This is a genomic window from Tabrizicola sp. T74 (assembly GCF_057219935.1).
In genome coordinates, this window is record NZ_JBXVVT010000008.1 from 83524 (window position 1) to 106804 (window position 23281).

Below are 23281 nucleotides of genomic sequence, written 5' to 3' on the forward strand. Positions count from 1 at the left end.
CACCTTGGTCGAATGGCGGGAGGGGGCGGGGTGGGGTTACCCCTTGGCCGAGACCTGGAGGAGGACCCACCTATGAAGCGCATGACCCTGGCGGGCCTAACCCTTGCCGTGACCGCGAGCCTTGCCTACGGCCATGGCGATGTCGCGCCGCAGCCGGTGAACACCGATGCGCTGCCGGATGTGGGCGAGGAATGGCTGATCGAGAACCCCTACCGCGCCGACAAGGTGGGGGATGAGGTCTGGTGGCAGGCGGTTCTGATCGGGGATTCGGGCTACAACCAGAACTGCGCGAGGTGTCACGGGCTGGGCGCGGTATCGGGCGGGATGGCGCCTGACCTGCGGTTCCTGGAGGCGGCGGAATATGGCGACGAATGGTATGCCGAGCGGTTCCAGCATGGCTTCACCCAGAACGGGACGACGAAGATGCCGGCCTTCGGTGAGATCCTGGGGCAGAAGGCGGCTTGGGCGATCCGGACCTATATCGAGACCCGGCCCGAGGACGGGGCGCTGGACGCGCACAAGGACCGGCTGGGGGCGATCCGGGACCAGCTGATGGCGGGCGAAGGTGACGACGCGGCGCTGAAGGCGGAGCTTCTGGAGATCGCGGCGGGGGTCGTCACGGCCTCGGGCGCGCCGAAGTCGGACTCGGCGGCCTTGCGGGCGGCGCTGGCGCTGGACGGGAGCCCGGAAGCCAAGAAGCACGCGGCCGAGATGCTGACGATCGGGCTGTCGGCGGCGCACTGACATGTGGCGGGTGGTCCTGGCCCTGGTGATGGCGGCGGGTGTGGCCCATGCCCGCTGCGAGGACCATGTGCCGGGGGCAAAGCCGCAGAATACTCCGCGCGAGTTTGTGGGCCAGACCCTGGACGATATCGTGGAGCGCGGCTGGATCGAGATCGCGGTCTACGAAGACTTTCCGCCCTATTCCTGGGAAGACGGGACGACCGCTAAGGGCGTAGACGTCGAGGTGGGCCGGATCATCGCCGAAAGCCTGGGGGTGGAACCCCGGTTCCGCTTTGTCCAGTCCGGCGAGACGCTGGAGGCGGACCTGCTGAACTATGTCTGGAAGGGCGCGGCAGTGGGGGGGCATGTGTCCAACCTGATGATGCGGGTGCCCTACAACAGCGACTTTACCTGCCGGGTGGAGCAGGCGGTCTTCACCGGACAATATGCGGGCGAGAAGGTGGGGATCGCCTACCGCATCGACGATTACCCCGATGCGGTGCAGGAGCCGAACGCGGATGGGCGGCACCCGGGCGGGCCGGTGCCGTCGTTCTTCGTCTATGACCCGGTTGGGGTCGAGAACGATTCCATTTCCGATTTCTACCTGACCTCGACCTTCGGGGCCTCGGCCAAGATCACCCGCTACAAGACGGTGGCGGCGGCGATGCAGGGGATGGCCAAGGGCGAGGTCTGGGCGGTGATGGGACCGCTGTCGCAGCTGGAAGCCGGAGCAGACGAAGGCATCGCCGTGCATGCGCCCCTGCTGCCCGGGTTCCAGCTGTCGCGTTGGACCCTGGGGGTGGCGGTGCACCATAGCCACCGGGACCTCGGCTATGCGGTGGATGATGCGGTGGCAGCGGCTTTGGCAGACGGGCGGATTGCGGCGATCTTTGCGAATTACGGACTCGACTTCACCCCACCCGAACGATGAACCTACGACTTAGGCAGCATAGCCGCGACCCATTCGGGTCCTTAGGCTGTGCCCAACAGAGGGACCAATCATGAAACTGACCGATACCCGCGAGATCAAGGCGGACCCCAAGGTCGTATGGGACGCGATCCTGAACCCGGATGTGCTGAAGGAATGCATCCCCGGCTGCGAAAGCCTGACGGGATCGGTGGCCGAGGGCTATGAGGCGGTGGTCAAGCAGAAGGTCGGCCCCGTCAGCGCCACCTTCACGGGCCTGGTGCAGCTGTCCGATATCGTCGAAGGACGGTCCTTGAAGATTTCCGGCGAGGGCAAGGGTGGCGTCGCAGGCTTTGCCAAGGGCGGAGCCAACGTCAGCTTTGAACCGATCGAGGGCGGCACACGCCTGACCTACGAGGCCGAGGCCAACGTGGGCGGCAAGATCGCGCAATTGGGCAGCCGGATCATCGACAGTTTCGCCAAGAAGCTGGCCGACGAGTTCTTCACCCGTTTTCAGGCGGCGGTCGAAGAGCCGGAGGAGACGGTTGACGCTGAAGAAGCTGTTGCCGATTCGGCAGAAAAGAAGAAGGGTTGGTTCAAACGACTGCTCGGCTGAACCGACGGCGCTGTAATACCTAGGACGACCCAGGGAGGATAAGGATGACGAAGGTCTCGATGACCGTGAACGGCAAGGCCGTTTCCGGTGAGGTGGAGGGGCGGACGCTGCTGTCCTCCTTCCTGCGCGAGGGGCTGGGGCTGACCGGCACCCATGTCGGCTGCGACACCAGCCAGTGCGGCGCCTGCGTGGTGCATGTCGACGGGAAGCCCGTGAAAAGCTGCACCGTCTTTGCGGCAGACGTGGCGGGGGCTTCGGTCAAGACCATCGAGGGGATGGCGAATGCCGACGGGTCGCTGAGCGTGATCCAGCAGGCCTTCCAAGACCATCACGGGCTGCAGTGCGGCTTCTGCACGCCGGGCATGGTGATGTCCTCGGCGGCCCTTTTGGCCGAGAACCCCAAGCCCACCGAGGCCGAGGTGCGGCACTACCTGGACGGCAACATCTGCCGCTGCACGGGCTATCACAACATCGTCAAGGCCGTGATGGCTGCCTCGGGGCAGGACGTCTCGGCTCTTGCAGCCGAATAGGGGGGAACATGCCGAAGGATTCCGGGATTGGCGCGTCCACCAAGCGCCGCGAAGACATCCGCTTTCTGACCGGTCGCGGGGTCTATACCGATGACATGGCGCTGCACGGGCAGACCTACGCGGTCTTCGTCCGCTCGACCGTGGCGCATGGGCGGATCAAGTCCATCAACACCGCAAAGGCGGCCGGGATGCCGGGCGTGCTCGCGGTCTTCACCGGCGAGGATTTCAAGGATGTCGGGGGCAACCCGGCGGGCTGGCTGATCAACAGCCGCGACGGCACGCCGATGCGCGAGCCGAAGCGTCCGGTCCTGGCACATGGCAAGGTGCGCCACGTGGGCGACGCCTATGCGGCGGTTGTCGCCGAGACCTATGCCCAGGCGCGCGATGCGGCGGAACAGCTGGCCGAGGATTCGGTGATCGAGGAGCTTCCGGCGATCATCGACATGAAGGCAGCGGTGGCCGATGCGTCGAACCGCGTGCATGATGAGATCCCGGACAACCTGTGCTTTGACTGGGGCTGGATCGAGGACAACCGCGCGGCGGTGGATGCGGCGATGAAAGCCGCGCCCCACAAGGTGACGCTGGAGCTGGTGAACAACCGTCTGGTGCCGAACGCGATGGAGCCGCGGGCGTCGATCGGCGAGTACAACCCGGGCACGGGCGACTACAAGCTGACGACGACCAGCCAGAACCCGCACCTGACGCGGCTGCTGGTGGCGGCCTTCGTGCTGGGGATCCCCGAGAACAAGCTGACCGTGGTCGCGCCCGATGTGGGTGGTGGGTTCGGGTCCAAGATCTATCACTACGGCGAAGAGGCGCTGGTGCTGGCGGCGGCGAAGAAGCTTGCTCGCCCGGTGCGCTGGACGGCAGAGCGCAGCGAATCCTTCCTGACCGATGCGCATGGCCGGGACCATGTGACGAAGATCGAGCTTGGCTGCACCAAGGACGGGCAGATCCTGGCGATCCGCACCGAGACCCTGGCGAATGTCGGGGCGTATCTGTCGAACTTCTCGACCGCGACGCCGACCTTCCTGCATGGCACGCTGATGGCCGGCCCCTACAAGGTGCCGCATGTCTATGTGAACGTGAAAACCGTTTTCACCAACACAGCGCCAGTCGACGCCTACCGCGGCGCGGGCCGTCCCGAGGCGACCTTCAGCCTGGAGCGGGTGATCGACAAGATGTGCCGCGAGCTGAACCTTGACCCGTTCGAGGTGCGGCGGAAGAACCTGCTGACGCCGGACCAGTTCCCGTACACGACTCCGGTTGGCCTCGTCTATGACACTGGCAACTACCAGGCGACGCTGGACAAGGCGATGCAGCTCGCCGATGTCGCCGGGTTCGAAAAGCGGGCGGCAGCCTCGAAGGCGCGGGGCAAGCTGCGCGGGATGGGCCTGTCGACCTGGATTGAGGCTTGCGGGATTGCGCCCAGCCATCTGGTGGGCATCCTGGGGTCGCGCGTCGGGCTTTATGACGCGGCTACAGTGCGGGTGAACGCGACCGGGAATATCTCGGTCATGGTCGGCGCGCACAGCCATGGCCAGGGACATGAGACGGTGTTCCCGCAGATCGTGGCCGAGAAGCTGGGGATCCCGGAAAGCAGCATCGAGATCGTCCATGGCGACACCTCGAAGATCCCGTTCGGGATGGGGTCTTATGGGTCGCGGTCGCTGGCGGTCTGCGGCACGGCGATGGCCAAGGCGGTGGACAAGATCATCGCCAAGGGCAAGAAGATCGCCGCGCATATGCTGGAGGCGTCCGAAGGCGACATCACCTTTGCCGATGGCAGGTTCCAGGTGGCGGGGACCGACAAGGCCAAGACCTTCGGCGAGATCGCGTTCTCGGCTTACGTCCCGCACAACTACCCGCTTGAGACGCTGGAGCCGGGGCTGGAGGAGACCGCCTTCTACGATCCGGGCAACTTCACCTACCCCGCAGGCGCCTATATCTGCGAGGTCGAGGTGGATGAGGGCACCGGCAAGGTCGATGTGGTGGCCTTCCACTGCGCCGACGACTTCGGCAACGTGATGAACCCGCTGATCGTCGAGGGGCAGGTGCATGGCGGCGTGGGCCAGGGGATCGGCCAGGCCCTGTGCGAGTTCACGGCTTATGACGAGAACGGCCAGCTGCTGACGGGCTCCTACATGGACTACCCGATGCCGCGTGCCGAGGACGTGCCGTTCTACAACGTCGACTACTCGTGCCAGACGCCCTGCACGCACAACCCGCTGGGGGTGAAGGGCTGCGGCGAGGCGGGGGCCATCGGGTCACCTCCCGCAGTGGTCAACGCGGTGATCGACGCGCTGCATCGCGGGGGGCATACCCACGTGAAGCACATCGACATGCCGGTCTCGCCGTCGCGGGTCTGGTCGGCGATCAACGGGTAAGGGGGAAAGCAAAATGCACAACTTCGATTTCGCAAAACCCTCGACCATCGCGGATGCTGCCAAGGCCTTGGCGGCGGACGGGGCGCAGGCCCTGTCCGGCGGGCAGACGCTGATCCCGACGATGAAGCAGCGGCTTGCCCAGCCGGGCGTGCTGGTCAGCCTGACCGGCATCAAGGAGATGCAGGGCGTCTGCATGGGCGATGGCGGGCTTCATGTCGGCGCGGCGACGCCCCATGCGGTCGTGGCCAAGGAGGCCAAGGCCCACTACCCGGCGCTGGCGGCGCTGGCCGGTGGCATCGGCGACCCGGCGGTGCGGTCGCGTGGCACCATCGGCGGGTCGATTGCCAACAACGACCCGGCGGCCTGCTATCCCTCCGCCGTGCTGGCATCCGGCGCGACGGTGGTGACCAACAAGCGCAAGATCGCGGCGGATGACTACTTCCAGGGGCTGTTCTCCACAGCGCTGGAGGAGGGCGAGTTCGTCACCGAGGTCGTTTTCCCGATCCCGCAGAAGGCGGCCTATGTGAAGTTCAACCAGCCCGCCAGCCGCTTTGCCCTGACCGGGGTCTTCGTCGCGAAGTTCGCGAACGGGGTCCGGGTCGGCGTGACCGGCGCAGGCAACGACGGCGTCTTCCGCTGGGCCGAAGCCGAGCGTGCGCTGTCGGCGGACTTCTCTGCCTCGGCGCTGTCCGGGCTGAAGGTCGACGCCTCCGGCATGAACAGCGACCTGCATGGGTCGGCCGAATACCGGGCGAACCTGGTCAAGGTGCTGACCGGCCGGGCGGTGACGGCTGCGGGCTGATCCTAGGCGAGTAAATGGAGGGCCCGGGGGAGCGATCCGCCGGGCCCTTTTCTTTTGACGGCGTGTGCTTGAATTGGCCAGGTGCCCCCCTCCCCTACCCCTCCCCCCAGCGTGGGGGAGGGAGGCTTCATTCCGAGCGGCAGCGCGGGATGGGAGATGTCAGACGGTGGTCAAGTTGCCGTCCGGGTCGATGAGCGTGACACGGAGCAGGTCGGGGTGGCGGAGGCGCGCGATCTGGTCCGTGTTCAGGAACACCAGCGCGGTGGAGAGGGCGTCGGCGAGGGCGGCGGTGGTCGCCTCAACCGAGACGGTGGACCACAGCGGCGGCAGGCCCCTGGGGTGCAGGATATGCGGTTGGCCGTTGACCAGCGTCGCCTTTGGCGAGGAGGTGGCGATGGCGGTGCCTTGCAGCGTCCGGGTCGCAAGCTGGCCATGGTCCGGGTCCTGCAGGCCAAGGCGGAAGGGGCCGCCGAGGGCTGTGGCTTCTCCCATGTCGACCAGCGCGTGGGTGAAGCCGTAAGCCGCGAGGTGCGCCTTGACGGCGTCGGCGCCGAAGCCCTGGGCGATGGCGTTGAAGGTCAACGCCATGCCGGGGTGCAAGGTGATGCCGGGGCCGCGCTGGACGTGGTGCCAGCCGATGGGGGCGGTGTTCGGGCGGCCCTCAGCCCGCGCCTGCCAGAGGGGCTGGACGGTGGGGTCGAAGGCCCCGTCCGTCAGGCGGTGGATGGCGTCGGCGAGGTCCATCACGGCGCGGAAGGCGGGGGATGGGTCGGGAAGGTGGCCGGTCTTGTTGAGGGTCGTCAGGCCGGAGGGGCGGTGGAGGGAGAAGTCGTCCTCGATCGCCTCGATGAGGGTCGGGAGGGTGGACAGCGCGGCCTCGGCCTGACGGGTGGGTCCGGAGAGGGTGAGGGTGCAGTCGGCTCCGAACGCCCTGCCCTGCCAGCGGGTCTGTCCTTGCGCCGGGGTGGCGAGGGCCGCGGCGGAGAGCGCGAGGAAGCGGCGGCGGTTCATGCTTTTGCCTCGCGCAAGCTGGGCGTCAGCGGGCGGCCCTTGGCGGCCAGCACCAGCGGCACGCAGGCGGCAGGGGAGTTGTGGATCGTCACGCAGTCAAGGCACTGGAAGCATTCGGAATACTGGATCTGCCCCGTGGCCTTGATCGCCCCGTACTTGCAGCGGACCCGGCACAGCTGGCAAGGCGAGCCGCATTCCTTGCGCCGGGCAATCCAGTCGCGACCTCGGATCAGGCCGCCGATGGCCATGAGCGCGCCCAGCGGGCAGACCCAGCGGCAGAAGCCCTTGAAGGTGACCAGCCCCAGGACCAGCCACAGCGCGGCATAGGCGACGTATGGCCATTCGCGCAGGAAGAAGGTGGTGATGGCGGTCTTGAAGGGCTCGACCTCTGCGGCCTTGTCGAGGTGGTTGGGGGCGAAGAGGGTTACGGCGATCAGGGCGGCGAGGAGGAGGTATTTCAGGGATTTCAGGCGTTGGTCCCAGCGGGCCGAGGGCTCCCATTCCGGGACGCGGAGAAGGCGGCCCAGGTGATGGGCGAATTCCTGCAGCGCTCCGAACGGGCAGAGCCAGCCGCAGAAGAGGCCCCGGCCCCAGAGGACGAAGCCGAGGATCGCGGCGGCCCAGATCAGGAGGGAGAAGGGGTCGTAGAGGAGGAAGGCGAGCGAGCCTTGGTCCAGCGCGGTGCGAAGGGTGGCGAGGGGGGTGACGATGGAGAGCTGGCCCTGGCCCCAGAAACCGATGAAGCCGGTGACCACGGCGAGGGTCGTCAGGCGGATGGGGGTGACGTGCGGGTGGTCGGCGAGGCGGTTCATGCCGGGGCCGAGGGCTGTCAGAGTCACGGCGAGGAGCGCGGTCAGCGCCCAGAGGTCGGCCTGGCGGTTCAGGATCGCCTCGCGCCAGGGTGCGAGTTTCTCGGGCGGGGTTTCGCGAAGGAAAAAGCGCTCCGGGGCGGCGAGGGTCAGGGTGAAATGGGCGCTGCCGACCTCGGGCTGGAACTGGCCATGGGCGCGAAGGGCGGTGGCGGACAGCTCCCAGTCGGCGGCGGGGTCGAAGCCGAGGCGGCGGTCGATGCGCAGGATCATCGCGGTGCCTTGGGGGACCTCGGGCAGGGTCTCGAAGAGGAGGTCGGCATCGCGCAGCGCAAGGGGGAGACCGCCTTGCGTGGCGGAGAGGAGGTCGGGTTCGGTGTTGCGGACGAAGTCCTGCGAGACCAGGCCGTGGCGGGCGGTGTCGATGACGAGGATCGGTTCGTCCTGCGGTGAGACGGTGAGAAAGCGGTTGAGGTCTGACAGGCTTTCGGGCGTCAGGACGGCGCGGGCGACGGAGGGGGGGCCGAGGTCGATGGCCCAGAGGTCAAGGTACAGGCCCTGGGGATCGGCCGTCGCCTCGGGGTCGTCCTGCGCCCAGAGGGTCCCGGCAAAGGCGGCGTCGGCCTCGGCGTTGGTCACGCGCAGGTTGCGGGCGATGCCCTGGGCGACGAGGTCGTTCCAGGTGAGGGGTTCGTCGAGGTCAGGGTTCGGACGGGCGGGGGGGGCGGACTGGATGCCCTGCATCCTCTCCCGGGCCACGGCCAGCGTCGCGGCCAGGATCGATTCATGCGCGATGCGGACCGAGGCGGTGGCCTTGGTCACCCCGTCAAGGTAGACGAGATCGGTGCCAGAGCCCTCGCCATACGGGTTGCCGACGACCAGGGGTTCGTTGATCGAATGGCCGCGATATTGTTCCAGGAATTTCAGGAACGGCGCCTCACCGAGGCCCGAGACGAAGATCGGCTCGTTGTGGTCGAGGAGGCGGACGTCGATGAAGGTGCCCTGCAGGTCGAGCAGGACCAGAATGTTGATCGCCCCGCCGGAGAACCCGGGCAGCGGCGCCAGCGGGCCGGTCTCAAACACATAGCCCGCCTCGGCCCCGCCGGAGTTCAGGAGGCTGTAGACCCCCTTGTCGTCCAGCGCCTCGCCCAGCGCGTAGGGCGGCACGATCAGCGGCGCGATGCGGTCGCGCGGGGATGGGTCGGCGGCCGCAACGACGGTCGTCAGGCAAAGCCAGAGAATGCAGAGGAGCGCGCGCATGGGCCGAGGATAGGCGCGTCGGGCGCGGGCGCGTATCCGACCAAAGTAGACGGGTCAGACGGTGAAGAAGCCACCGCGGACGGGATCGTACGTCTCCAAGAGGCCCTCGCCGGTGTTGTTCCAGAGGCCGTGCAGCGTCAGCCGCTCATCCTCGACCGCGGCTTTCACGAAGGGGAAGGTGAGGAGGTTTTCCAGGCTGGTCAGCACCGCCTGCTTCTCCAGCGCCTCGAGGATCACCTCGTCGGACAGATGCGCGACCTTGTCGAAGCCGGGGCGGAGGATATCCATCCAGCGGCCGACGAAGCTGGTCTTCTCCTCAAGCTCGGGCGCATGGCCGCGACACATGTCGTGGCACCCCTTGACGCCGCCGCAGTTGGAATGACCGAGCACCACGATATGCGCGACGCCCAGCGAGCTGACCGCGTATTCCACCGCCGCCGAGGTGCCGTGGCGTTCGCCGTCGGGCGTGTAGGGGGGCACGAGGTTGGCGATGTTGCGGTGGATGAAGAACTCACCCTCATCCGCGCCGAAGATCGAGGTGACGTGGACCCGGCTGTCGCAGCACGAGATGACCATGGCGCGCGGATGCTGCCCGCTTTCCGCCAGTCGCCGATACCAGGCGCGGTTGTCCTGGTAGGTCGTCGCCCGCCAGCCATGAAAGCGCTGGACCAGATAGGCGGGAAGCGGACGGATATGCGTAGTCATGGCCGTGAGTCCTTCTTGGCCCCCCTGCCTATGCCGCATTTGCAGAAAATTCGAGAGGCAAATTCCCGGGCACATCCGCAATGGGCAACCAATTGTTCAGCAAGACGTTCCAATCTGGCTGCGGGTGTGAAGAAACTTGGGTGTAGGCGATGGGCGAGATTTCGACTCTCAGGCCGCGCGACGTGGTGCGTCAGGATGTCGAGGCAATTGCGGTGATCTACCGCAACCTGGGCGCCCCTGTGGCAGAACAGATGGTGACGCGGGCGCTGGGGGAACTGGCCCTGGCAATGGCCGGGGTTGCCGAAAAGGTCCGCTCGCAGGAATTGCGCGACCTGTCGCGCCAGCTGGGGCGCCTTGGCCGGATGGCCAATGATCTGGGCCTGTCGACGCTGGCCACCGTGGCGGGCGATGCCAAGACCTGCCTGGAACGCGCCGACAGCACCGCGTTCTCGGCGGTCTGGGCAAGACTGATGCGGGTGGCGGAACGGTCGCTGGTGATCGAGGCTGCGCCGGCAGATCAGTTCCGGTAGGTGCCTGCCTTGGCGGTTTGGCGCGCCGCCGGCACCAAGGCCGCGCGGCGTTACAGGATTTGCGCCCGAGTCGCGCAATTCCCGGTTGCGGGACTGCTGCCGTTCGCAATTTCTCCTTGAAGCTCGGATTTCTGCGACTGCGACAGTGTGCGCTGCTTGCGCCAGATTTTCTGAGTTTTGCTGGAAAAGTGCTGCAAACCTCGGCAAATGCTTGATTTCCGAACGGAAAGCACACCATCTGAGTGCCAGCCCAAGTTGACCGTCCAGGGATGCCAAGCAGCTTGACCATTGCCTTTGCCGAACCGTCGCCTGACGCAAAACCCCTGCATGTCCTGCGCCCGGAGGAGCTGCCGCTGTTCCTGAGCGGGCCTGGTGCGAATTGGGCGAACTGGTTGCAGGCAACAGGATTTGAGGCCGCACTGGGCGAGGTGCGCCTGCTGCCCGGACCCGACGGCGGCATTGCCGGGGCGGTCGCGGGCTATGGCACCACCCAAGCCCGGCGGCGGCTGCGCTTTGGCCTGGCCAAGGCGGTGGCCAGCTTGCCCGCGCTGGACTGGCGGCTGGAGGGCACGCTCTCGGTCCCGGAAGCAACCGAGGCCGCGCTGGCCTGGCTGTTATCGGGCTATCGCTTTGACCGCTATCGCCCGGGTCGCAAGGCGTCACACCGCCCGCAGCTGGTCTGCCCCGCGGGCCTGGACCCGGCGCGGCTGATCGCGATGGCCGAGGGCGAGGCCCTGACGCGTGACCTGATCAACACCCCCGCCGAAGACATGGGACCGGCCGAGCTTGAGGCTGCGGCCAAAGCGCTGGCGGCCGAATTCGGAGCCTCGTTCGCGGCGATCCGGGGTGAGGAGCTGCTGGAGCAGAACTTCCCGATGATCCATGCCGTCGGGCGGGCCAGCCCGCGGGCGCCGCGGCTTCTGGACCTGCGCTGGGGCGAGAGGGGCCCGAAGCTGACGCTTGTTGGCAAGGGGGTCTGCTTTGACACGGGCGGGCTGAACCTGAAGCCGTCCACCGGCATGAATCTGATGAAGAAGGACATGGGCGGGGCGGCGACGGTGCTGGGCCTGGCGCGGATGGTCATGTCGCTGGGCCTGCCGGTGCAGCTGCGTGTGCTGGTCCCGGCGGTGGAAAACCTGGTCGCGGGCAATGCGATCAAGCCCAAGGACATCCTGACCAGCCGCAAGGGCCTGACGGTCGAGGTGAACGATACCGACGCCGAGGGGCGGCTGGTGCTGGCCGATGCGCTGGCCTATGCCTGCGAGGCCGGGCCTGACGTGCTGGTCAGCATGGCGACCTTGACGGGGGCCGCGCGGGTGGCGGTGGGGCCGGACCTAGCGCCCTATTACACCGATGACGCGGGCATCGCCTCGGCACTGGAGACGGGGGCGAAGGCGGGGTTCGATCCGGTCTGGCGGATGCCGTTCCACGATGCTTATGAAAGCGTGATCGAACCCGGGATCGCCGATTTGGACAATGCCCCGGGCTTCGGTTTTGCCGGGTCGATCACGGCGGCGCTGTTCCTGCGCCGCTTTGTCGAGGGGCCGCGCTACGTGCATTTCGACATCTACGGGCACACGCCGACCGACCAGCCGGCGCGGCCGAAAGGGGCCGTCGGGCAAGGCGCGCGGGCGCTGCTTGAAGGCCTGGCCGAAATGATGAAGCTTTAGGGGCCTGCGATTGTGGCAGGGGGTGACGAGTTGAAGGGGTCGACGTGGCAGTACGAGGTGAGGATTGGGCAATGGACCGAAGGCTGACACCCTTTTCCGGACGTGTGGCGCATATCTCGCTGTCGGGCGTGGTGAATGCGCCGTTGACCGAAGGCCTGCAGGCGCAGGTGATCGTGCCGGTCGCCAACCTGTGCGAAAGCCCGGGCGGGGCGCGCGACCGCCAGCTTCTGCTGGGTGAGGCGGTGACCGTGATCGACCGCGACCAGGGCCATGTCTTCCTGATGTCGGCCAAGGACGGCTATTGCGGCTGGATGCAGGAAAGCGACCTGGGTCAGGGTCCGGCGCCGACGCATTGGGTCGCCTCGCCGGGGACGCATCTCTATTCCGAGCCGCAAGTCCAGGCGCCCGAACGCATGGCGTTAAGCCTGGGGTCACGGCTGGCGGTCGTTGGCTCCTGGGGGGCTTGGGCCAACACACCACACGGCTTTGTGCCGCTGCGCCACCTGCGCGCGCTGGGGGATTGGGCCAGCGACCCAGTGGCGGTGGCCGAAAGCCTGTTGGGCACGCCTTACCTCTGGGGCGGCAACTCGCGCTTTGGGCTGGATTGCTCGGGCCTGGTGCAACTGTCGCTGCATTCCTGCGGCCTGCCCTGCCCGGGCGACAGCGACATGCAGATCTCGCTGGGCCGGCAGCTGTCGCCGAACGAGACGCTGAAGCGGGGCGACCTTATCTTCTGGAAGGGCCACGCCGCGATGGTTGTCGACCGGGACCGGATCATCCACGCCAACGGCCATACGATGTCGGTGTCCTACGAGGGCATGAAGGACGCGATATCGCGGATTTCCGCGGGCGGCGGCGGGCTGGTGCAGACGCGGCAGCGGCTTTGAGGCGCTGTCAGACCGGGCCGAGTCAGACTGGGCCGATCAGGCGGCGTTCCAGGACCTTCAGCACCTGGTCAAGGTCATGGCCCCGGCGCAGCACGCGGCCGTCCATGCCCACGACGGCATAAAGCCCCTGCCGGTGGCGCAGTCTGGGGCGCTTTTCGATCCGGTAAAGCGGCGTTTCGGCGGTGCGCCGGAAGATCGCGAAGACCGCCAGGTCGCGCATCGCGGCGATGGCATAGTCGCGCCATTCCCCGGCGGCCACCATGCGACCGTAGACGCGGAGGATCTGGCCCAGTTCCTTGCGGTCGAAACTGACCTCATCCGGGATGTGGGCAGAAGACGGAAACGGGATCGGCGCTTCGGCGTTCATGGGGAAAGCTTACGCGCTTCCCCCTTATAATCAACCCGGAAAGCCGGGGGCCATGCGGTAGAACCCGGTCTCAAGCCCGCGCCAATTGCGCTGGACCCCCGCCATCCGCTTGACTGCCGCCGGATGCGCCGGGTCAAGAACGCCGACTTTGGCCAGAAGCGCCGTAATGGCCGCCTCGGCCCCCCGATAGCCGCCGTCGATGATCTTCAGCGCGATGCCCAGGCCCTTTTCCGGGACGATGGCGACATAGAACGCCTCGGCCCCGCCCTTGATCGCGACCTTGCCGCCCATGGCGCGCATGAGTTCGGTGCAGGTCTCGCCCTCGCCTGCGACGAGATGCGGGTGCGCGGCCATCGCCTGCGTCAGGCGCACCATGGCATCCTGCCGCGCGCCATGACCTTCGCGGGCGGTGGCAAATTTCGCCATCCCCCGGGCCATTGCACCGACGGTCATCGCGAAGTTCGGGGCCGAGCAGCCGTCGACCCCCCAACCGGCGACGGTCTCGCCCGTGACCTCTTCGGTCGCGGCACGAATGGCTTTCTGCAGCGGGTGGTCGATTTCCACATACTCCGGCCCGGCCTTCAGGTGCTGGGTCACGGTCAGGAAACCCGAATGCTTGCCAGAGCAGTTGTTGTGCAGCTGGCAGGGCTTTTCGTGCGCCTCGATGAGGCGGTCGCGTTCCGCCTTGTCGCCCGGTTCATGCGCGCCGCAGCGCAGGTCGGATTCCTTCAGGCCCAGATCGGCCAGCCAGCGCCCGGCGAGGTCGACGTGGACATGCGCGCCGCGATGGCTGGCGCAAGCGAGCGCGAGGTGCTGGGTCGAAAGCCCGCGCGCATTCGCCGCGCCGGTCTCAAGCAGCGGCAGGGCCTGGATCATCTTGGCCGACGAGCGCGGGAAGATCACCGCCTGCGGGTTGCCCCAGGCCGCGACGATCCCCTTGGCATCACAGATCACCGCATGGCCCTGATGCACGCATTCCAGAAGCCCGCCGCGCCAGACTTCCAGCATCGGGACCGCCCCGTCGCTGACCATTGCCATTGATCCTCCGTCACATATGCGCGAATTGTCGCCTTGAGGGCTTTCGTCGCCGGGTGCTTTTGATTATGGCTGCAATATCGGGTAGAACGACGCCGCGCCAGTCAAAACGGCCGCTTTGGCAGGTCAGGACGGCGAGGCAGGAAGACAGCTTGGAGGCTGCGTCAACCATGACATCCCTTTTCGGTCGCACGCTTGCGGTTGCCGCGATCACGCTTGCCGGGGCCGCTGCCCAGGCGCCCGTCTTCGCGCAGGATTCCACCAACCGCGTCGCGACGATGACGGACTGGAACGTCTTCACCGAGGAAAGCCCCAAGGAATGCTGGGGTGTCTCGAAGCCCAAGGAAACCGTCAACACCCGCGACGGCCAGCCGGTGTCGGTGCGGCGCGGCGACATCCTTCTGTTCGTGACCTTCCGCCCGGGCAAGCCCGGTGAGATCAGCTTTACCGGCGGATATCCCTTCGCGGGCGGCTCGACGGTCGAGGTGAACGTCGACGGCACCCCCTACCAGCTGTTCACCGACGGCGAATGGGCCTGGCCGGGCAGCGCGGATGAGGATGCCAAACTTCTGGCCGCGCTGAAGGCGGGGACCACGGCCACGCTGACCGCGCGGTCGGGCAAGGGCACGCAGACGGTCGACACCTTCTCGCTTCGCGGGTTCACCGCCGCGATGGAAGACGCCGAAAAGCGCTGCCAGTAAGCCGCGCGGCAGGACCACAGGCGCCCCCGTCGCGGGGCGCTTTTCTTTTGGCGCGGGCTCGCCTATATCCGCCCGACAACCAGATCGCCTGTAACAAGGCCCAACTCAAGGATCTGCCAAATGACCGCCCCCATCACGCAAGACGTGCTGACGATCCCGCGCAAGCTGCCGGTGTCGGCCAAGACCAATATCGTCGGCCTGACCCGCCCGGCCCTGCGCGATGCGCTGATCGCTGCGGGCACTCCCGAGAAACAGGCCAAGATGCGCGTGGGCCAAGTCTGGCAGTGGGTCTACCACTGGGGCGTCCGCGATTTCGCGCTGATGACGAACCTGGCCAAGGACTACCGCGCGCTTCTGGATCAGCATTTCACCATCGAAATCCCCGAGGTGGTGACCCGCCAGATCTCCGAGGACGGCACCCGCAAGTACCTCGTCCGCATCGCCGGCGGGCATGAGGTCGAGGTGGTCTACATCCCCGAAACCGACCGGGGGACGCTGTGCATCTCCTCCCAGGTCGGCTGCACGCTGACCTGTTCCTTCTGCCACACCGGCACGCAGAAGCTCGTGCGCAACCTGACGGCGGCGGAAATCGTCGGCCAGGTGATGATGGCCCGCGACGACCTGGACGAATGGCCGGTCCCCGGCGCGCCAAAGGAAGAGATTCGGCTCATCTCCAACATCGTGCTGATGGGGATGGGCGAGCCCTTGTACAACTTCGAGAACGTCCGCGACGCGATGCAGATCGTTATGGACGGCGAAGGCATCGCCTTGGGCCGGCGGCGGATCACGCTGTCGACAAGCGGGGTCGTCCCGGAAATCGCCCGCACCGCGACGGAAATCGGCTGCCAGCTGGCGATCAGCTTTCATGCGACCACCGACGAGGTCCGCGATGTGCTGGTCCCGATCAACAAGCGCTGGAACATCGCGACCCTTCTGGAGGCGCTGAAGGCCTACCCGAACCTGTCGAATTCCGAGCGGATCACCTTCGAATACGTGATGCTTGAGGGTGTGAACGATACCAAGGAAGACGCGCACCGGCTGGTGAAGCTTCTGGAAGGCATCCCGGCCAAGGTGAACCTGATTCCGTTCAACGAATGGCCCGGTGCGCCCTACAAGCGGTCGTCGGGCAACCGCATCCACGCCTTCGCCGACATCATCTACCACGCTGGCTATGCCACACCGATCCGCACCCCGCGCGGCGAGGATATCATGGCGGCCTGCGGGCAGCTGAAGTCGGCGACGGAACGGGCACGGAAGTCGAAGGCCGAGATCGCCGCAGAGGCAGGTCTGGGCTGACCCTGGCGCCCGAATCCCCAGACGGGCGCCAGGGTCACCGGGCGGGGCTAATGCATCCCTCCCAACACGACGAAGAGTACGGCTGCGATCAGGATCACGCCCTCGACGCCGTGGATCAGCAAGGCTGGCCAGATCGACCGCAGGTATTGTGACGGCAGACTGTAGGCGACACAGGAAATCACCATCGCTGGCCAGACGGCTGCTTTGTGGACATGGTAGCCACCAAAGGCGACTGCGTTCGCAAGCCAGGCCCAGCGGCCGAAGACGCCCTCCATGCGCGGCAGCAGGATGCCGTGGAAGAAGAGCGCCTCGCCCAAGACATAGTTGAACAGGCTGGACACCAGCGCGATCCAGAGAATCGACCAGTTGCCGGTGTTCTCGGGCATGGCGAGATCGGTGATTTCGCCATAGCTGGGCGTCATCCAGCCGGGAAGCCGGTCGGCGACAAGGGTGTTCAGCCAGTCGAACGCCGCTTCGCTGAAAAGGACGAAGGCGGCCCCCAAGGGCACCACCAGCCAGAGTGCCCGCCAGATGATCCGGCCCGAAACCGGATTTTGTGGCGGAACCAGCCACAGGCTCTGCCTAAGGTCGGGCCAGGTCCAGCGCTGGCCTTCAAGGATCAGGACCCCGCCCGAGACGATGAACTGCCAGGCCATGCCGGCGATGATCGTGCCCCAGAAGACCAGGCCCGGGTTCAGCACCGGGTAGCGCGCGATCAGGATCGGGGCCAGCCAAAGCGACAGCCCCGCCATTGGCAGGACGACCAGCAGCCATAGCCCGACCAGGCCGCCCGCCGACCATTTCGGCACCTGCGGTTTCGGGACGGCTGCAAGCTGTGAGAAAGCGAGACGGGCCTTGTCAGAAGGCATAGCGCAGCCCGATCATGGCAGAGACCACCGTGTCGCGCTTGACGATCGGGCTCGCGGTCACCGAATCTGGCAGAAACTCGGCCGAGATGCCCCCGACCAGCGAGGTCTTTTCGGTCATCGCATAGTTGGCTTCGATCCCGATCGACGGAATGACCGAGGCCTTCACCGAATAGGCAGACAACCCTCCGCCCGCTTCGGACGAAAGCACGCCATAAGAGTAGGTCGCAAGCTTGCGGTCCATCCAGGTCGCCCCGGCCCGTGCGCCGATGGTGAAGCGATCCGACAGAGTGACCATCGTCCCAACCGAAGCTGTCACGGCCATCCCGTCATGGGTGTCCGACACGTCCTTAAGCGCCTCGATCCCGAATTCGAACTGCCCAGCGTTCAGACTCGCGGCCAGCCCCGCTTCGACAGCCGTATCGCGCTTCAGCCTCTCTTGCCCCGCAACTTTCGACGGATCAGCCACGACGAAGCGGGGGGCAAGCCGGGCAGAAAGCGTCAGGGCGTCGGAGGAGTAAAGATCATAGGTCAAACCCGACAAGCCAAAACTGAAGCGCTCACCCTCGATCCGGAAATCGGGAATGGCCACCGCCTCGGTCTTGTCGTCGTCAAACGGCGAGGTCGTGGCACCGGCGGAAAGGCCGATAGAGACCTTCAGACCCTCGGCCTGGGCAGCAAAGGGACTAGCCTGTGCTGCCGCGAGAAGAATGACGAGAACCGGCCCGAAACTGGGCCGCAATGTATGGCGAAGCATGTAACTGTCCTTTTTGGTGCAGGCGCCCGGATTGGACGCGGGGCCACCCTTGCCAGATCGCTGCAGCTGGCGCGTCCGAACGGACAGGGTAAGACGCCGGGTCGTCCTGACGGGACGGCGCGGACAAGGCGGCCCCTAGCGTTGGCGCATCTCGGTTGGCGACAGGCCCCGGTGCTTGCGGACGGCGGCGTTGAATGTCGAGCGCGAGTTGAAGCCGACTTCCAGCGCGATGTCGGTCACACTGCGGTCGGTCGTGCGCAACAGATGTTCGGCCTCATCGACACGGAAGCCATTGACGAAGTCAAAGAAGCTGACGCCCAAATGGTCGTTCAGAGTCTGCGAGATGTAGTTCGGGCTGGCCCCGATCTGGTCGGAAAGTCCGCGCAGCGACAGGCCGGGATCCCGATGCAGGGACTGCGTGCGCATGAGGTGCACCATCCGGTCGCCCAGTTTCTGCATGCGGTCCTTGTCCAGCGCGGAACGGGCGTATTTCTCGGTCGGCTCGGTGTCAGCTGCCGGAGCCTGCACCGACAGGTTCAGAGTAGCAGTCCATTGCAGGGCCGGGCGTTGGCGGATGCCGAAAAAGGCAAGCAAGCCGACCCAGGTCAACGTGATCGCCGTATCCACCATCTCAAGCCAGTCGCCGCCAACAGAGGCCCCGTCCAGCGCCCCCTGCAGGGCGGCCCAGCCCCAGGCGACCAGGATCAGGATCATCACCCAGCGCAGCCAGGCAAGCGTCCGATCCTCGATCGACGAAAAAAGACCGCTCAGACGTCTCAGGTTTTCGTCCAGCGCCAACCAGCAGGCAACAAGGAAGCCAAAGGTCAGGACCAAAAAGGTCAGCTGGGTCATGCCCATGATGTTCATCGCCCATTGAGCGTAGCTTGCGTCCGAGATCGGGCCCCCGGCCAGCATGTCGATCTGCACCCGATGCGGCACGGTCTGGAAGCTCAGCAAGGTGATCAGAGCCAGACCCACGGGAACACCAAAATAGGTCGCGATCTGTCGGGATGAAACCGTCTTGCCCGTTACGTTCAGGACGTAAAGATATATGGCCGGTCCATAAAGATAAGTAAGAAGTGGTTCGGCCCCGGCGATCCAGAACAGGTCGGGCAGATAACCCCAAAGCTTGATCAATTCGGCCAGGCTGTCGAATGCTGCGATCACAAGAAAAAGCGCCAGGCCCCGGCCCACGGACCGCTGCACCCGGTCACCCAGCAACGCCGCCGACCCGAAAAGGGCGATTGCGCAGATGGTCGTGCGAAGAGATATCACGAGAACTTCGGTGTTTGTCACGGAGCCGTGGTCCCATCTGCTGGCTGCGTTGTTCGCGAACCCGTCGAAGCCCCTAAGGCCAACGGCATGGCCGTTCAAGTCAGGCATCCAATCGGTCGTGCACGGCGACACCCCTTGCAGAGACCGCAGGATCTGCGTTCCATAGGGTGGACCTGATCTGACCAAGGATGCGCCTGATGGCGAAAGTAGCCGAGAAGGCCACCACCCGAAGGAAACCCGGCGCGAAAGCACCAGCCAAGCCGAAAAGCCCCGCTGAATGGGCGCATGACCGGCTGGTCCTATACATCCGCGACTTCGAAAAGCAGCTGGACGCCGAACAGGAAGTTGCGATGGGCTTTGCCGGGGATGAGACCGGGGTCCTGCGGATCGAGGGGATCGGCTACTTCGATCCCGACATCATCACCTTCTATGGCCGCGACGATGATGGCATGAAGACCCAGCTGATCCAGCATGTCAGCCAGCTGTCTGTGACGCTCCGCGCGGTGCTGAAGCGGTCGGAAACCGATGCTCCGCGCCGGATCGGCTTCAACCTCAACCCCGGCTGGGTCGGAGGGGATTCCGGGGATGGTTCGGTCGGATAAGCTGCGGTCTACCCCGTGACAGGGCCGGGTGAATCGGCTATGGGCTGTGCGCAAAGATCAGAACAAGGGAACCCGAACATGGCCGATCAGAACCACGGTGAACACGTTCACGGCTCGATGGACATCCGCACGCAGGAAAAGACCTTCGAGGGCTTCATCCGGATGACGGTCTGGGTGGTCGTCATCGTGATCGCGGTCCTGATCTTCATGGGCCTGGTCAACGCCTGACCCATGGCCATCCCGGCGATGCGTCTGATCCTCTGCCTGATCGCGCTGATCGGCCTTGCCGCTTGCGGGGCCGAGCCGAAATGGGCGCCGCAAGAGCAGGTGGATGCGGTCCGCTTTGTCTCGGAAGAGCCACCGTCGATCACGCTTTACACCGTGGTGAACAAGCGCACCGGGTCTGGCGCGCATTCGGCGATTCTGGTCAATGCCTCTGAACGGGTGATCTTCGATCCGGCGGGCACATGGTATCACCCGAAGCTGCCGGAACGGAACGACGTCCATTTCGGGATGAACGACAAGGCCCTGGCCTTCTACATCGACTACCACACCCGCAAGACCTACGACACGATCGAACAGAAGATCTATGTCTCGCCCGAGGTGGCCGAGCTGGTGATGGCGCGGGTCAAGGCCTATGGCGCGGTGCCGAAGGCGATGTGCACCAAGGCGACCTCGGGGGTCCTGCGCGGGGTGCCCGGGTTCGAAAGCCTGCCGCAGACGTTCTATCCCAGGCAGTTGTCCCGGGCCTTTGGCAAGCTGCCGGGCGTGACCACGCGCGTCATCACCGATGACGATGACGACAACAACCACGGCATCCTTCTGGTCCAGCACGACGGCACTCCGCTGGAGTAGGGTTGAACCCGACCCGCGATGCGGTAGGGTTCGCGTGCTGCGGGAAAGGCATCTGATTTGCGCATCATCGGGGTGATCCTGGCGGGCGGTGAGGGCCGGCGGATGGGGGGCGTCGACAAGGCTTTTGTCGCCTTGGCCGGTCGCCCGCTGATCGCCCATGTCCTTGATCGGCTGGAGCCGCAGGTAGAACGTGTGCTGATCTCGGCCAATGGCGATGCGTCCCGGTTCGCGGGGCTTGGCTGCCAAGTGGTGGCGGATGCCGCACCGCAGGGGCCATTGTCCGGGGTTCTTGCCGCGCTGACTGCGGCTGCCGGAATGGGGGCGACGCATCTGGTTTCAACCCCGGTCGATACGCCGTTCCTGCCGGGCGATCTGGTGCCGCAGTTGCTGCTGGCCGCCGAGGGATCGTCCGAAGGGCTGGCCTTCGCCGCAGATGCCACTGGCGACCACCCGGCCACCGCGCTGTGGCCCGTTGCTCTGGCCCCTGCCCTGTCAGAGTTCCTTGCGGCTGGAGAGGCCAAGGTCACCCGCTTCACCGAAGCGCATGGGGCGGCCCGTGCCATCTTCCCCGACCCCCGCGCTTTCGTGAACCTGAACACTCCTGAGGACCTCGCCGCCGCCGAGGCGCTGCTGAAGGGTGCGGCATGAGGGTCTATGGGGTCATCGGCTGGAAGAACTCCGGCAAGACCAGCCTGATGGAACGGCTGGTGGCCGAAATCACCGGGCGGGGATTTTCGGTGTCGACCGTCAAGCACGTCCACCACGACGTGGACCTCGACCAGCCGGGCAAGGATACGTACCGCCACCGGCAAGCGGGGGCGCGAGAGGTGGTGCTCGCATCGGCCGACCGGCTGGCGATCATGGTGGAGCATCGGGGTCCGGAGCCGGAGCTTCCGGCGGTGCTTGCGCGGATGGCCCCGGTCGACCTGATCCTGGTCGAGGGCTACAAGCGCGACGCCCACCCGAAGGTAGAGGTCTGGCGCGAGGAGACGGGCCAGTCGCTGATCCAGCCGGGCGATCCCCTGGTGCGGGCGGTGGCGACGGATGCGTCGCTGAACCTGCCGGTCCCGGTCCTGGACCTGAACGACACGAAGGCCGTGGCCGACTTCATCCTGCGCGAGGTGGGGCTTGTTTGACCGGGTGATCGTGGTCGACTGGTCGGCGGCCAACCTGCCCACCAGCCCCACCAACCGGGCGAACGCCGTCTGGATCGGCTGCCACGACGCCGAGGGCGGGGCGGAATGGCATCACCGCACCCGCGCCGCCGCCGAGGCGCAGCTGGTCAACTTGATCGACACTGCCCGCTCGTCAGGTCAGCGTTGCCTCATCGGCTTCGACTTCGCGATGGGCTACCCTGCGGGCTTCGCCGCTCGGCTGACCGGAGAGGCCCGAGCCGATGCCGTCTGGCGCTGGTTGGCCGAGGCGATCACCGACATCGACAACCGCAACAACCGATTTGAGGTGGCAACCCGGATCAACGCCGCTTTCCCCGAAGGCTCCGGCCCGTTCTGGAGCCACCCGACGGGGCAGTCCTGGCCCGGCCTTCCCTCCCGCCGCGCCGGGATCGACTACGTCGCGCTTGGGCTGTCGGAAACCCGCGCGGCCGAGGCCGCCGTCCCACGCGCAAAGTCGCCCTGGATGCTGTTCAACCCGGGTTCCGTCGGCTCGCAGAGCCTGCTCGGCCTGCCGATGATCCACCGACTGTCGCAGCTGCCCGAGGTCGCCGTCTGGCCCTTCGCGGCCCCCGATGCGCCAGTTGTGCTGGCTGAGGTCTACCCCTCGCTCCTCGCCGGGCCGGTGGCGATCCTGGCGAACGGGGCAGGCCTGACCGCCGACCAGGCGCAAGTGCGGCTGCTGTCGCGGGCCCTCTACCGGCTGGCCAAGGCCGACCGGCTGGCCCCCCTCTTCGACGCCCCGCCCGAGGCCGCCGAGGAAGGCTGGATCCTCGGCGCCCACCACGCCGCCTTCCTCGCCGAGGCGCTGGCATGGGCGTGACCATCTTCCGCGGTCTGCACGACCAGCTCCGCCCCCAGGCGGCGCGGCTGTATTGGGAGGCGTTCGGGGGGAAGCTGGGGCGGGTTCTGGGTCCGGACGAGCGGGCGTTGCGGTTCTTCGAACGGGTGATCCGGGGGGACCTCTGTTTCTCGGCCGTGGGGGACGGGGGGGAGCTGATCGGGCTCGCCGGCTACAAGACCCCGGGCGGCAGTTTCGCGGGCGGGTCCTGGGGAGACCTGACCGAGGTCTACGGGCGGCTTGGCGGGCGGTGGCGGGGAGGTATCCTCTGGGCGCTGGGGCGGGAGGTCGACAACGACCGGTTCCTGATCGACGGGATCTGCGTTTCGAAGGCCTACCGGGGCCAGGGGGTGGGGTCGCGGCTCCTCGCCGCGCTCTATCAGGAGGCGGCGGAGCGGGGGTATGGGGCGGTCCGGCTGGACGTCATCCAGGACAACTTCCGGGCGCGCGCCCTGTATGAGAGGCAGGGGTTCCGGGCGGTGCGGACCGAGGAATTGGGGGTGCTGCGGTTCCTCTTCGGATTCGCGTCCTCGACCACCATGGTGCGGTCCCTGGAGTGACCTGTCCACGGTGGACAGATTTGCGGTTGGTTGAAAATCAATCGGTTAGTCGCGGGCGTTAGGGATTTGGCAAGCTTTGCCCCCTGCCCTTGTGGCCCCGGCCCGCACCTGTCAGAA

General features: G+C 66.3%; 26 protein-coding genes. 18 read left to right on the forward strand and 8 right to left on the reverse strand.

The features are described from left to right. Nucleotides 1-72: 72 nt before the first annotated feature. The 6 genes from pedF to AC2EAL_RS20450 all read left to right on the forward strand — a co-directional run bounded on the left by pedF (nucleotide 73) and on the right by AC2EAL_RS20450 (nucleotide 5965). Nucleotides 73-744 (forward strand): cytochrome c-550 PedF, encoded by a 672-nt coding sequence (gene pedF / locus AC2EAL_RS20425; RefSeq protein ID WP_484726083.1) that lies wholly within the window; start codon nucleotides 73-75, stop codon nucleotides 742-744. A gap of 1 nt (nucleotide 745) precedes the next feature. Continuing rightward, nucleotides 746-1654, forward strand: a complete 909-nt coding sequence (locus tag AC2EAL_RS20430) for a substrate-binding periplasmic protein (RefSeq protein ID WP_484726084.1) — start codon at nucleotides 746-748, stop codon at nucleotides 1652-1654. Between the two features lie 70 nt (nucleotides 1655-1724). Continuing rightward, nucleotides 1725-2246: an SRPBCC family protein gene (locus tag AC2EAL_RS20435; protein ID WP_484726085.1), complete on the forward strand. Its 522-nt coding sequence runs from the start codon at nucleotides 1725-1727 to the stop codon at nucleotides 2244-2246. A 44-nt stretch (nucleotides 2247-2290) separates the two neighbouring features. After that, nucleotides 2291-2776: a (2Fe-2S)-binding protein gene (locus AC2EAL_RS20440; protein WP_137109955.1), complete on the forward strand. Its 486-nt coding sequence runs from the start codon at nucleotides 2291-2293 to the stop codon at nucleotides 2774-2776. Between the two features lie 8 nt (nucleotides 2777-2784). Beyond that, on the forward strand, nucleotides 2785-5163 hold the full coding sequence (locus tag AC2EAL_RS20445; protein ID WP_484726086.1) for a xanthine dehydrogenase family protein molybdopterin-binding subunit: 2379 nt from the start codon (nucleotides 2785-2787) through the stop codon (nucleotides 5161-5163). A gap of 13 nt (nucleotides 5164-5176) precedes the next feature. Then, nucleotides 5177-5965: an FAD binding domain-containing protein gene (locus tag AC2EAL_RS20450; RefSeq protein ID WP_484726087.1), complete on the forward strand. Its 789-nt coding sequence runs from the start codon at nucleotides 5177-5179 to the stop codon at nucleotides 5963-5965. Between the two features lie 159 nt (nucleotides 5966-6124). On the opposite strand, the gene AC2EAL_RS20455 is transcribed toward AC2EAL_RS20450, so the two are convergent. Genes AC2EAL_RS20455 through AC2EAL_RS20465 form a run of 3 tightly spaced genes read right to left on the reverse strand, consistent with a single transcriptional unit; the run spans nucleotide 6125 to nucleotide 9750 of the window. Continuing rightward, nucleotides 6125-6976 carry an FAD:protein FMN transferase gene (locus AC2EAL_RS20455; RefSeq protein WP_484726088.1) on the reverse strand — a complete coding sequence of 284 codons (852 nt, stop codon included), beginning with the start codon at nucleotides 6974-6976 and terminating at the stop codon, nucleotides 6125-6127. Continuing rightward, nucleotides 6973-9045: a 4Fe-4S binding protein gene (locus AC2EAL_RS20460; RefSeq protein ID WP_484726089.1), complete on the reverse strand. Its 2073-nt coding sequence runs from the start codon at nucleotides 9043-9045 to the stop codon at nucleotides 6973-6975. The genes AC2EAL_RS20455 and AC2EAL_RS20460 overlap by 4 nt, the downstream gene beginning before the upstream one ends. Nucleotides 9046-9099: 54 nt before the next feature. Further along, nucleotides 9100-9750, reverse strand: a complete 651-nt coding sequence (locus tag AC2EAL_RS20465) for a carbonic anhydrase (protein ID WP_484726090.1) — start codon at nucleotides 9748-9750, stop codon at nucleotides 9100-9102. 149 nt (nucleotides 9751-9899) lie between these two features. On the opposite strand from AC2EAL_RS20465, the gene AC2EAL_RS20470 reads away from it, so the two are divergent. The 3 genes from AC2EAL_RS20470 (at nucleotide 9900) to AC2EAL_RS20480 (ending at nucleotide 12837) form a co-directional block, all read left to right on the forward strand. Then, nucleotides 9900-10280 (forward strand): hypothetical protein, encoded by a 381-nt coding sequence (locus tag AC2EAL_RS20470; protein WP_484726091.1) that lies wholly within the window; start codon nucleotides 9900-9902, stop codon nucleotides 10278-10280. Nucleotides 10281-10561: 281 nt separating this feature from the next. Continuing rightward, on the forward strand, nucleotides 10562-11950 hold the full coding sequence (locus AC2EAL_RS20475) for a leucyl aminopeptidase family protein (RefSeq protein ID WP_484726145.1): 1389 nt from the start codon (nucleotides 10562-10564) through the stop codon (nucleotides 11948-11950). Nucleotides 11951-12021: 71 nt separating this feature from the next. Continuing rightward, nucleotides 12022-12837 carry a C40 family peptidase gene (locus AC2EAL_RS20480; protein ID WP_484726092.1) on the forward strand — a complete coding sequence of 272 codons (816 nt, stop codon included), beginning with the start codon at nucleotides 12022-12024 and terminating at the stop codon, nucleotides 12835-12837. A 22-nt stretch (nucleotides 12838-12859) separates the two neighbouring features. On the opposite strand, the gene AC2EAL_RS20485 is transcribed toward AC2EAL_RS20480, so the two are convergent. Further along, on the reverse strand, nucleotides 12860-13204 hold the full coding sequence (locus AC2EAL_RS20485) for a DUF2794 domain-containing protein (protein WP_484726093.1): 345 nt from the start codon (nucleotides 13202-13204) through the stop codon (nucleotides 12860-12862). Nucleotides 13205-13234: 30 nt separating this feature from the next. Next, nucleotides 13235-14242: an asparaginase gene (locus AC2EAL_RS20490; protein ID WP_484726094.1), complete on the reverse strand. Its 1008-nt coding sequence runs from the start codon at nucleotides 14240-14242 to the stop codon at nucleotides 13235-13237. A gap of 167 nt (nucleotides 14243-14409) precedes the next feature. On the opposite strand from AC2EAL_RS20490, the gene AC2EAL_RS20495 reads away from it, so the two are divergent. Both AC2EAL_RS20495 and rlmN read left to right on the forward strand, forming a co-directional pair. Further along, nucleotides 14410-14940, forward strand: coding sequence for an invasion associated locus B family protein (locus AC2EAL_RS20495; protein ID WP_484726095.1), 531 nt, complete (start codon nucleotides 14410-14412; stop codon nucleotides 14938-14940). A gap of 120 nt (nucleotides 14941-15060) precedes the next feature. Continuing rightward, nucleotides 15061-16236: a dual-specificity RNA methyltransferase RlmN gene (rlmN, locus tag AC2EAL_RS20500; protein ID WP_484726096.1), complete on the forward strand. Its 1176-nt coding sequence runs from the start codon at nucleotides 15061-15063 to the stop codon at nucleotides 16234-16236. A gap of 47 nt (nucleotides 16237-16283) precedes the next feature. Here rlmN and AC2EAL_RS20505 read toward each other — a convergent pair whose 3' ends face one another. The 3 genes from AC2EAL_RS20505 to AC2EAL_RS20515 all read right to left on the reverse strand — a co-directional run bounded on the left by AC2EAL_RS20505 (nucleotide 16284) and on the right by AC2EAL_RS20515 (nucleotide 19134). Continuing rightward, complete coding sequence (locus AC2EAL_RS20505; RefSeq protein WP_484726097.1) at nucleotides 16284-17105, reverse strand: CPBP family glutamic-type intramembrane protease; 822 nt, start codon at nucleotides 17103-17105, stop codon at nucleotides 16284-16286. Continuing rightward, nucleotides 17095-17859 (reverse strand): MipA/OmpV family protein, encoded by a 765-nt coding sequence (locus AC2EAL_RS20510; protein ID WP_484726098.1) that lies wholly within the window; start codon nucleotides 17857-17859, stop codon nucleotides 17095-17097. Before AC2EAL_RS20510 ends, AC2EAL_RS20505 begins: the two co-directional genes overlap by 11 nt. A 135-nt stretch (nucleotides 17860-17994) precedes the next feature. Further along, complete coding sequence (locus tag AC2EAL_RS20515) at nucleotides 17995-19134, reverse strand: helix-turn-helix domain-containing protein (protein WP_484726099.1); 1140 nt, start codon at nucleotides 19132-19134, stop codon at nucleotides 17995-17997. Between the two features lie 197 nt (nucleotides 19135-19331). Between AC2EAL_RS20515 and AC2EAL_RS20520 the strand changes: the two genes are divergently transcribed. The 7 genes from AC2EAL_RS20520 to AC2EAL_RS20550 all read left to right on the forward strand — a co-directional run bounded on the left by AC2EAL_RS20520 (nucleotide 19332) and on the right by AC2EAL_RS20550 (nucleotide 23164). Continuing rightward, nucleotides 19332-19736, forward strand: a complete 405-nt coding sequence (locus AC2EAL_RS20520) for a DUF6173 family protein (protein ID WP_484726100.1) — start codon at nucleotides 19332-19334, stop codon at nucleotides 19734-19736. 78 nt (nucleotides 19737-19814) lie between these two features. Next, nucleotides 19815-19964: an aa3-type cytochrome c oxidase subunit IV gene (locus AC2EAL_RS20525; protein WP_484726101.1), complete on the forward strand. Its 150-nt coding sequence runs from the start codon at nucleotides 19815-19817 to the stop codon at nucleotides 19962-19964. A 3-nt stretch (nucleotides 19965-19967) separates the two neighbouring features. Further along, the gene (locus AC2EAL_RS20530) at nucleotides 19968-20591 is read left to right on the forward strand and encodes a hypothetical protein (RefSeq protein WP_484726102.1); all 624 of its coding nucleotides are present in this window, start codon (nucleotides 19968-19970) and stop codon (nucleotides 20589-20591) included. Nucleotides 20592-20648: 57 nt separating this feature from the next. Beyond that, the gene (gene mobA / locus AC2EAL_RS20535) at nucleotides 20649-21239 is read left to right on the forward strand and encodes a molybdenum cofactor guanylyltransferase MobA (protein WP_484726103.1); all 591 of its coding nucleotides are present in this window, start codon (nucleotides 20649-20651) and stop codon (nucleotides 21237-21239) included. Continuing rightward, entirely contained in the window at nucleotides 21236-21727 is a 492-nt protein-coding gene (mobB, locus tag AC2EAL_RS20540) for a molybdopterin-guanine dinucleotide biosynthesis protein B (protein ID WP_484726104.1), read from the forward strand. The genes mobA and mobB overlap by 4 nt, the downstream gene beginning before the upstream one ends. Further along, nucleotides 21720-22586: a molybdopterin guanine dinucleotide synthesis gene (locus AC2EAL_RS20545; RefSeq protein ID WP_484726105.1), complete on the forward strand. Its 867-nt coding sequence runs from the start codon at nucleotides 21720-21722 to the stop codon at nucleotides 22584-22586. The genes mobB and AC2EAL_RS20545 overlap by 8 nt, the downstream gene beginning before the upstream one ends. After that, on the forward strand, nucleotides 22577-23164 hold the full coding sequence (locus AC2EAL_RS20550) for a GNAT family N-acetyltransferase (RefSeq protein ID WP_484726106.1): 588 nt from the start codon (nucleotides 22577-22579) through the stop codon (nucleotides 23162-23164). The genes AC2EAL_RS20545 and AC2EAL_RS20550 overlap by 10 nt, the downstream gene beginning before the upstream one ends. The last annotated feature ends 117 nt before the right edge of the window (nucleotides 23165-23281 follow it).

What these genes read in the sequence shown, in the direction of transcription:
- AC2EAL_RS20480 (WP_484726092.1), top strand. Translation starts at nt 12,022, where the DNA reads ATGGACCGAAGGCTGACACCCTTTTCCGGACGTGTGGCGCATATCTCG.
- AC2EAL_RS20450 (WP_484726087.1), top strand. Translation starts at nt 5,177, where the DNA reads ATGCACAACTTCGATTTCGCAAAACCCTCGACCATCGCGGATGCTGCC.
- AC2EAL_RS20495 (WP_484726095.1), top strand. Translation starts at nt 14,410, where the DNA reads ATGACATCCCTTTTCGGTCGCACGCTTGCGGTTGCCGCGATCACGCTT.
- AC2EAL_RS20520 (WP_484726100.1), top strand. Translation starts at nt 19,332, where the DNA reads ATGGCGAAAGTAGCCGAGAAGGCCACCACCCGAAGGAAACCCGGCGCG.
- AC2EAL_RS20485 (WP_484726093.1), bottom strand. Translation starts at nt 13,204, where the DNA reads ATGAACGCCGAAGCGCCGATCCCGTTTCCGTCTTCTGCCCACATCCCG.
- AC2EAL_RS20530 (WP_484726102.1), top strand. Translation starts at nt 19,968, where the DNA reads ATGGCCATCCCGGCGATGCGTCTGATCCTCTGCCTGATCGCGCTGATC.
- AC2EAL_RS20470 (WP_484726091.1), top strand. Translation starts at nt 9,900, where the DNA reads ATGGGCGAGATTTCGACTCTCAGGCCGCGCGACGTGGTGCGTCAGGAT.
- AC2EAL_RS20460 (WP_484726089.1), bottom strand. Translation starts at nt 9,045, where the DNA reads ATGCGCGCGCTCCTCTGCATTCTCTGGCTTTGCCTGACGACCGTCGTT.
- AC2EAL_RS20525 (WP_484726101.1), top strand. Translation starts at nt 19,815, where the DNA reads ATGGCCGATCAGAACCACGGTGAACACGTTCACGGCTCGATGGACATC.
- AC2EAL_RS20490 (WP_484726094.1), bottom strand. Translation starts at nt 14,242, where the DNA reads ATGGCAATGGTCAGCGACGGGGCGGTCCCGATGCTGGAAGTCTGGCGC.
- AC2EAL_RS20510 (WP_484726098.1), bottom strand. Translation starts at nt 17,859, where the DNA reads ATGCTTCGCCATACATTGCGGCCCAGTTTCGGGCCGGTTCTCGTCATT.
- AC2EAL_RS20455 (WP_484726088.1), bottom strand. Translation starts at nt 6,976, where the DNA reads ATGAACCGCCGCCGCTTCCTCGCGCTCTCCGCCGCGGCCCTCGCCACC.
- mobB (WP_484726104.1), top strand. Translation starts at nt 21,236, where the DNA reads ATGAGGGTCTATGGGGTCATCGGCTGGAAGAACTCCGGCAAGACCAGC.
- AC2EAL_RS20435 (WP_484726085.1), top strand. Translation starts at nt 1,725, where the DNA reads ATGAAACTGACCGATACCCGCGAGATCAAGGCGGACCCCAAGGTCGTA.
- AC2EAL_RS20465 (WP_484726090.1), bottom strand. Translation starts at nt 9,750, where the DNA reads ATGACTACGCATATCCGTCCGCTTCCCGCCTATCTGGTCCAGCGCTTT.
- pedF (WP_484726083.1), top strand. Translation starts at nt 73, where the DNA reads ATGAAGCGCATGACCCTGGCGGGCCTAACCCTTGCCGTGACCGCGAGC.
- AC2EAL_RS20445 (WP_484726086.1), top strand. Translation starts at nt 2,785, where the DNA reads ATGCCGAAGGATTCCGGGATTGGCGCGTCCACCAAGCGCCGCGAAGAC.
- AC2EAL_RS20440 (WP_137109955.1), top strand. Translation starts at nt 2,291, where the DNA reads ATGACGAAGGTCTCGATGACCGTGAACGGCAAGGCCGTTTCCGGTGAG.
- AC2EAL_RS20550 (WP_484726106.1), top strand. Translation starts at nt 22,577, where the DNA reads ATGGGCGTGACCATCTTCCGCGGTCTGCACGACCAGCTCCGCCCCCAG.
- rlmN (WP_484726096.1), top strand. Translation starts at nt 15,061, where the DNA reads ATGACCGCCCCCATCACGCAAGACGTGCTGACGATCCCGCGCAAGCTG.
- AC2EAL_RS20430 (WP_484726084.1), top strand. Translation starts at nt 746, where the DNA reads ATGTGGCGGGTGGTCCTGGCCCTGGTGATGGCGGCGGGTGTGGCCCAT.
- AC2EAL_RS20505 (WP_484726097.1), bottom strand. Translation starts at nt 17,105, where the DNA reads ATGCCTTCTGACAAGGCCCGTCTCGCTTTCTCACAGCTTGCAGCCGTC.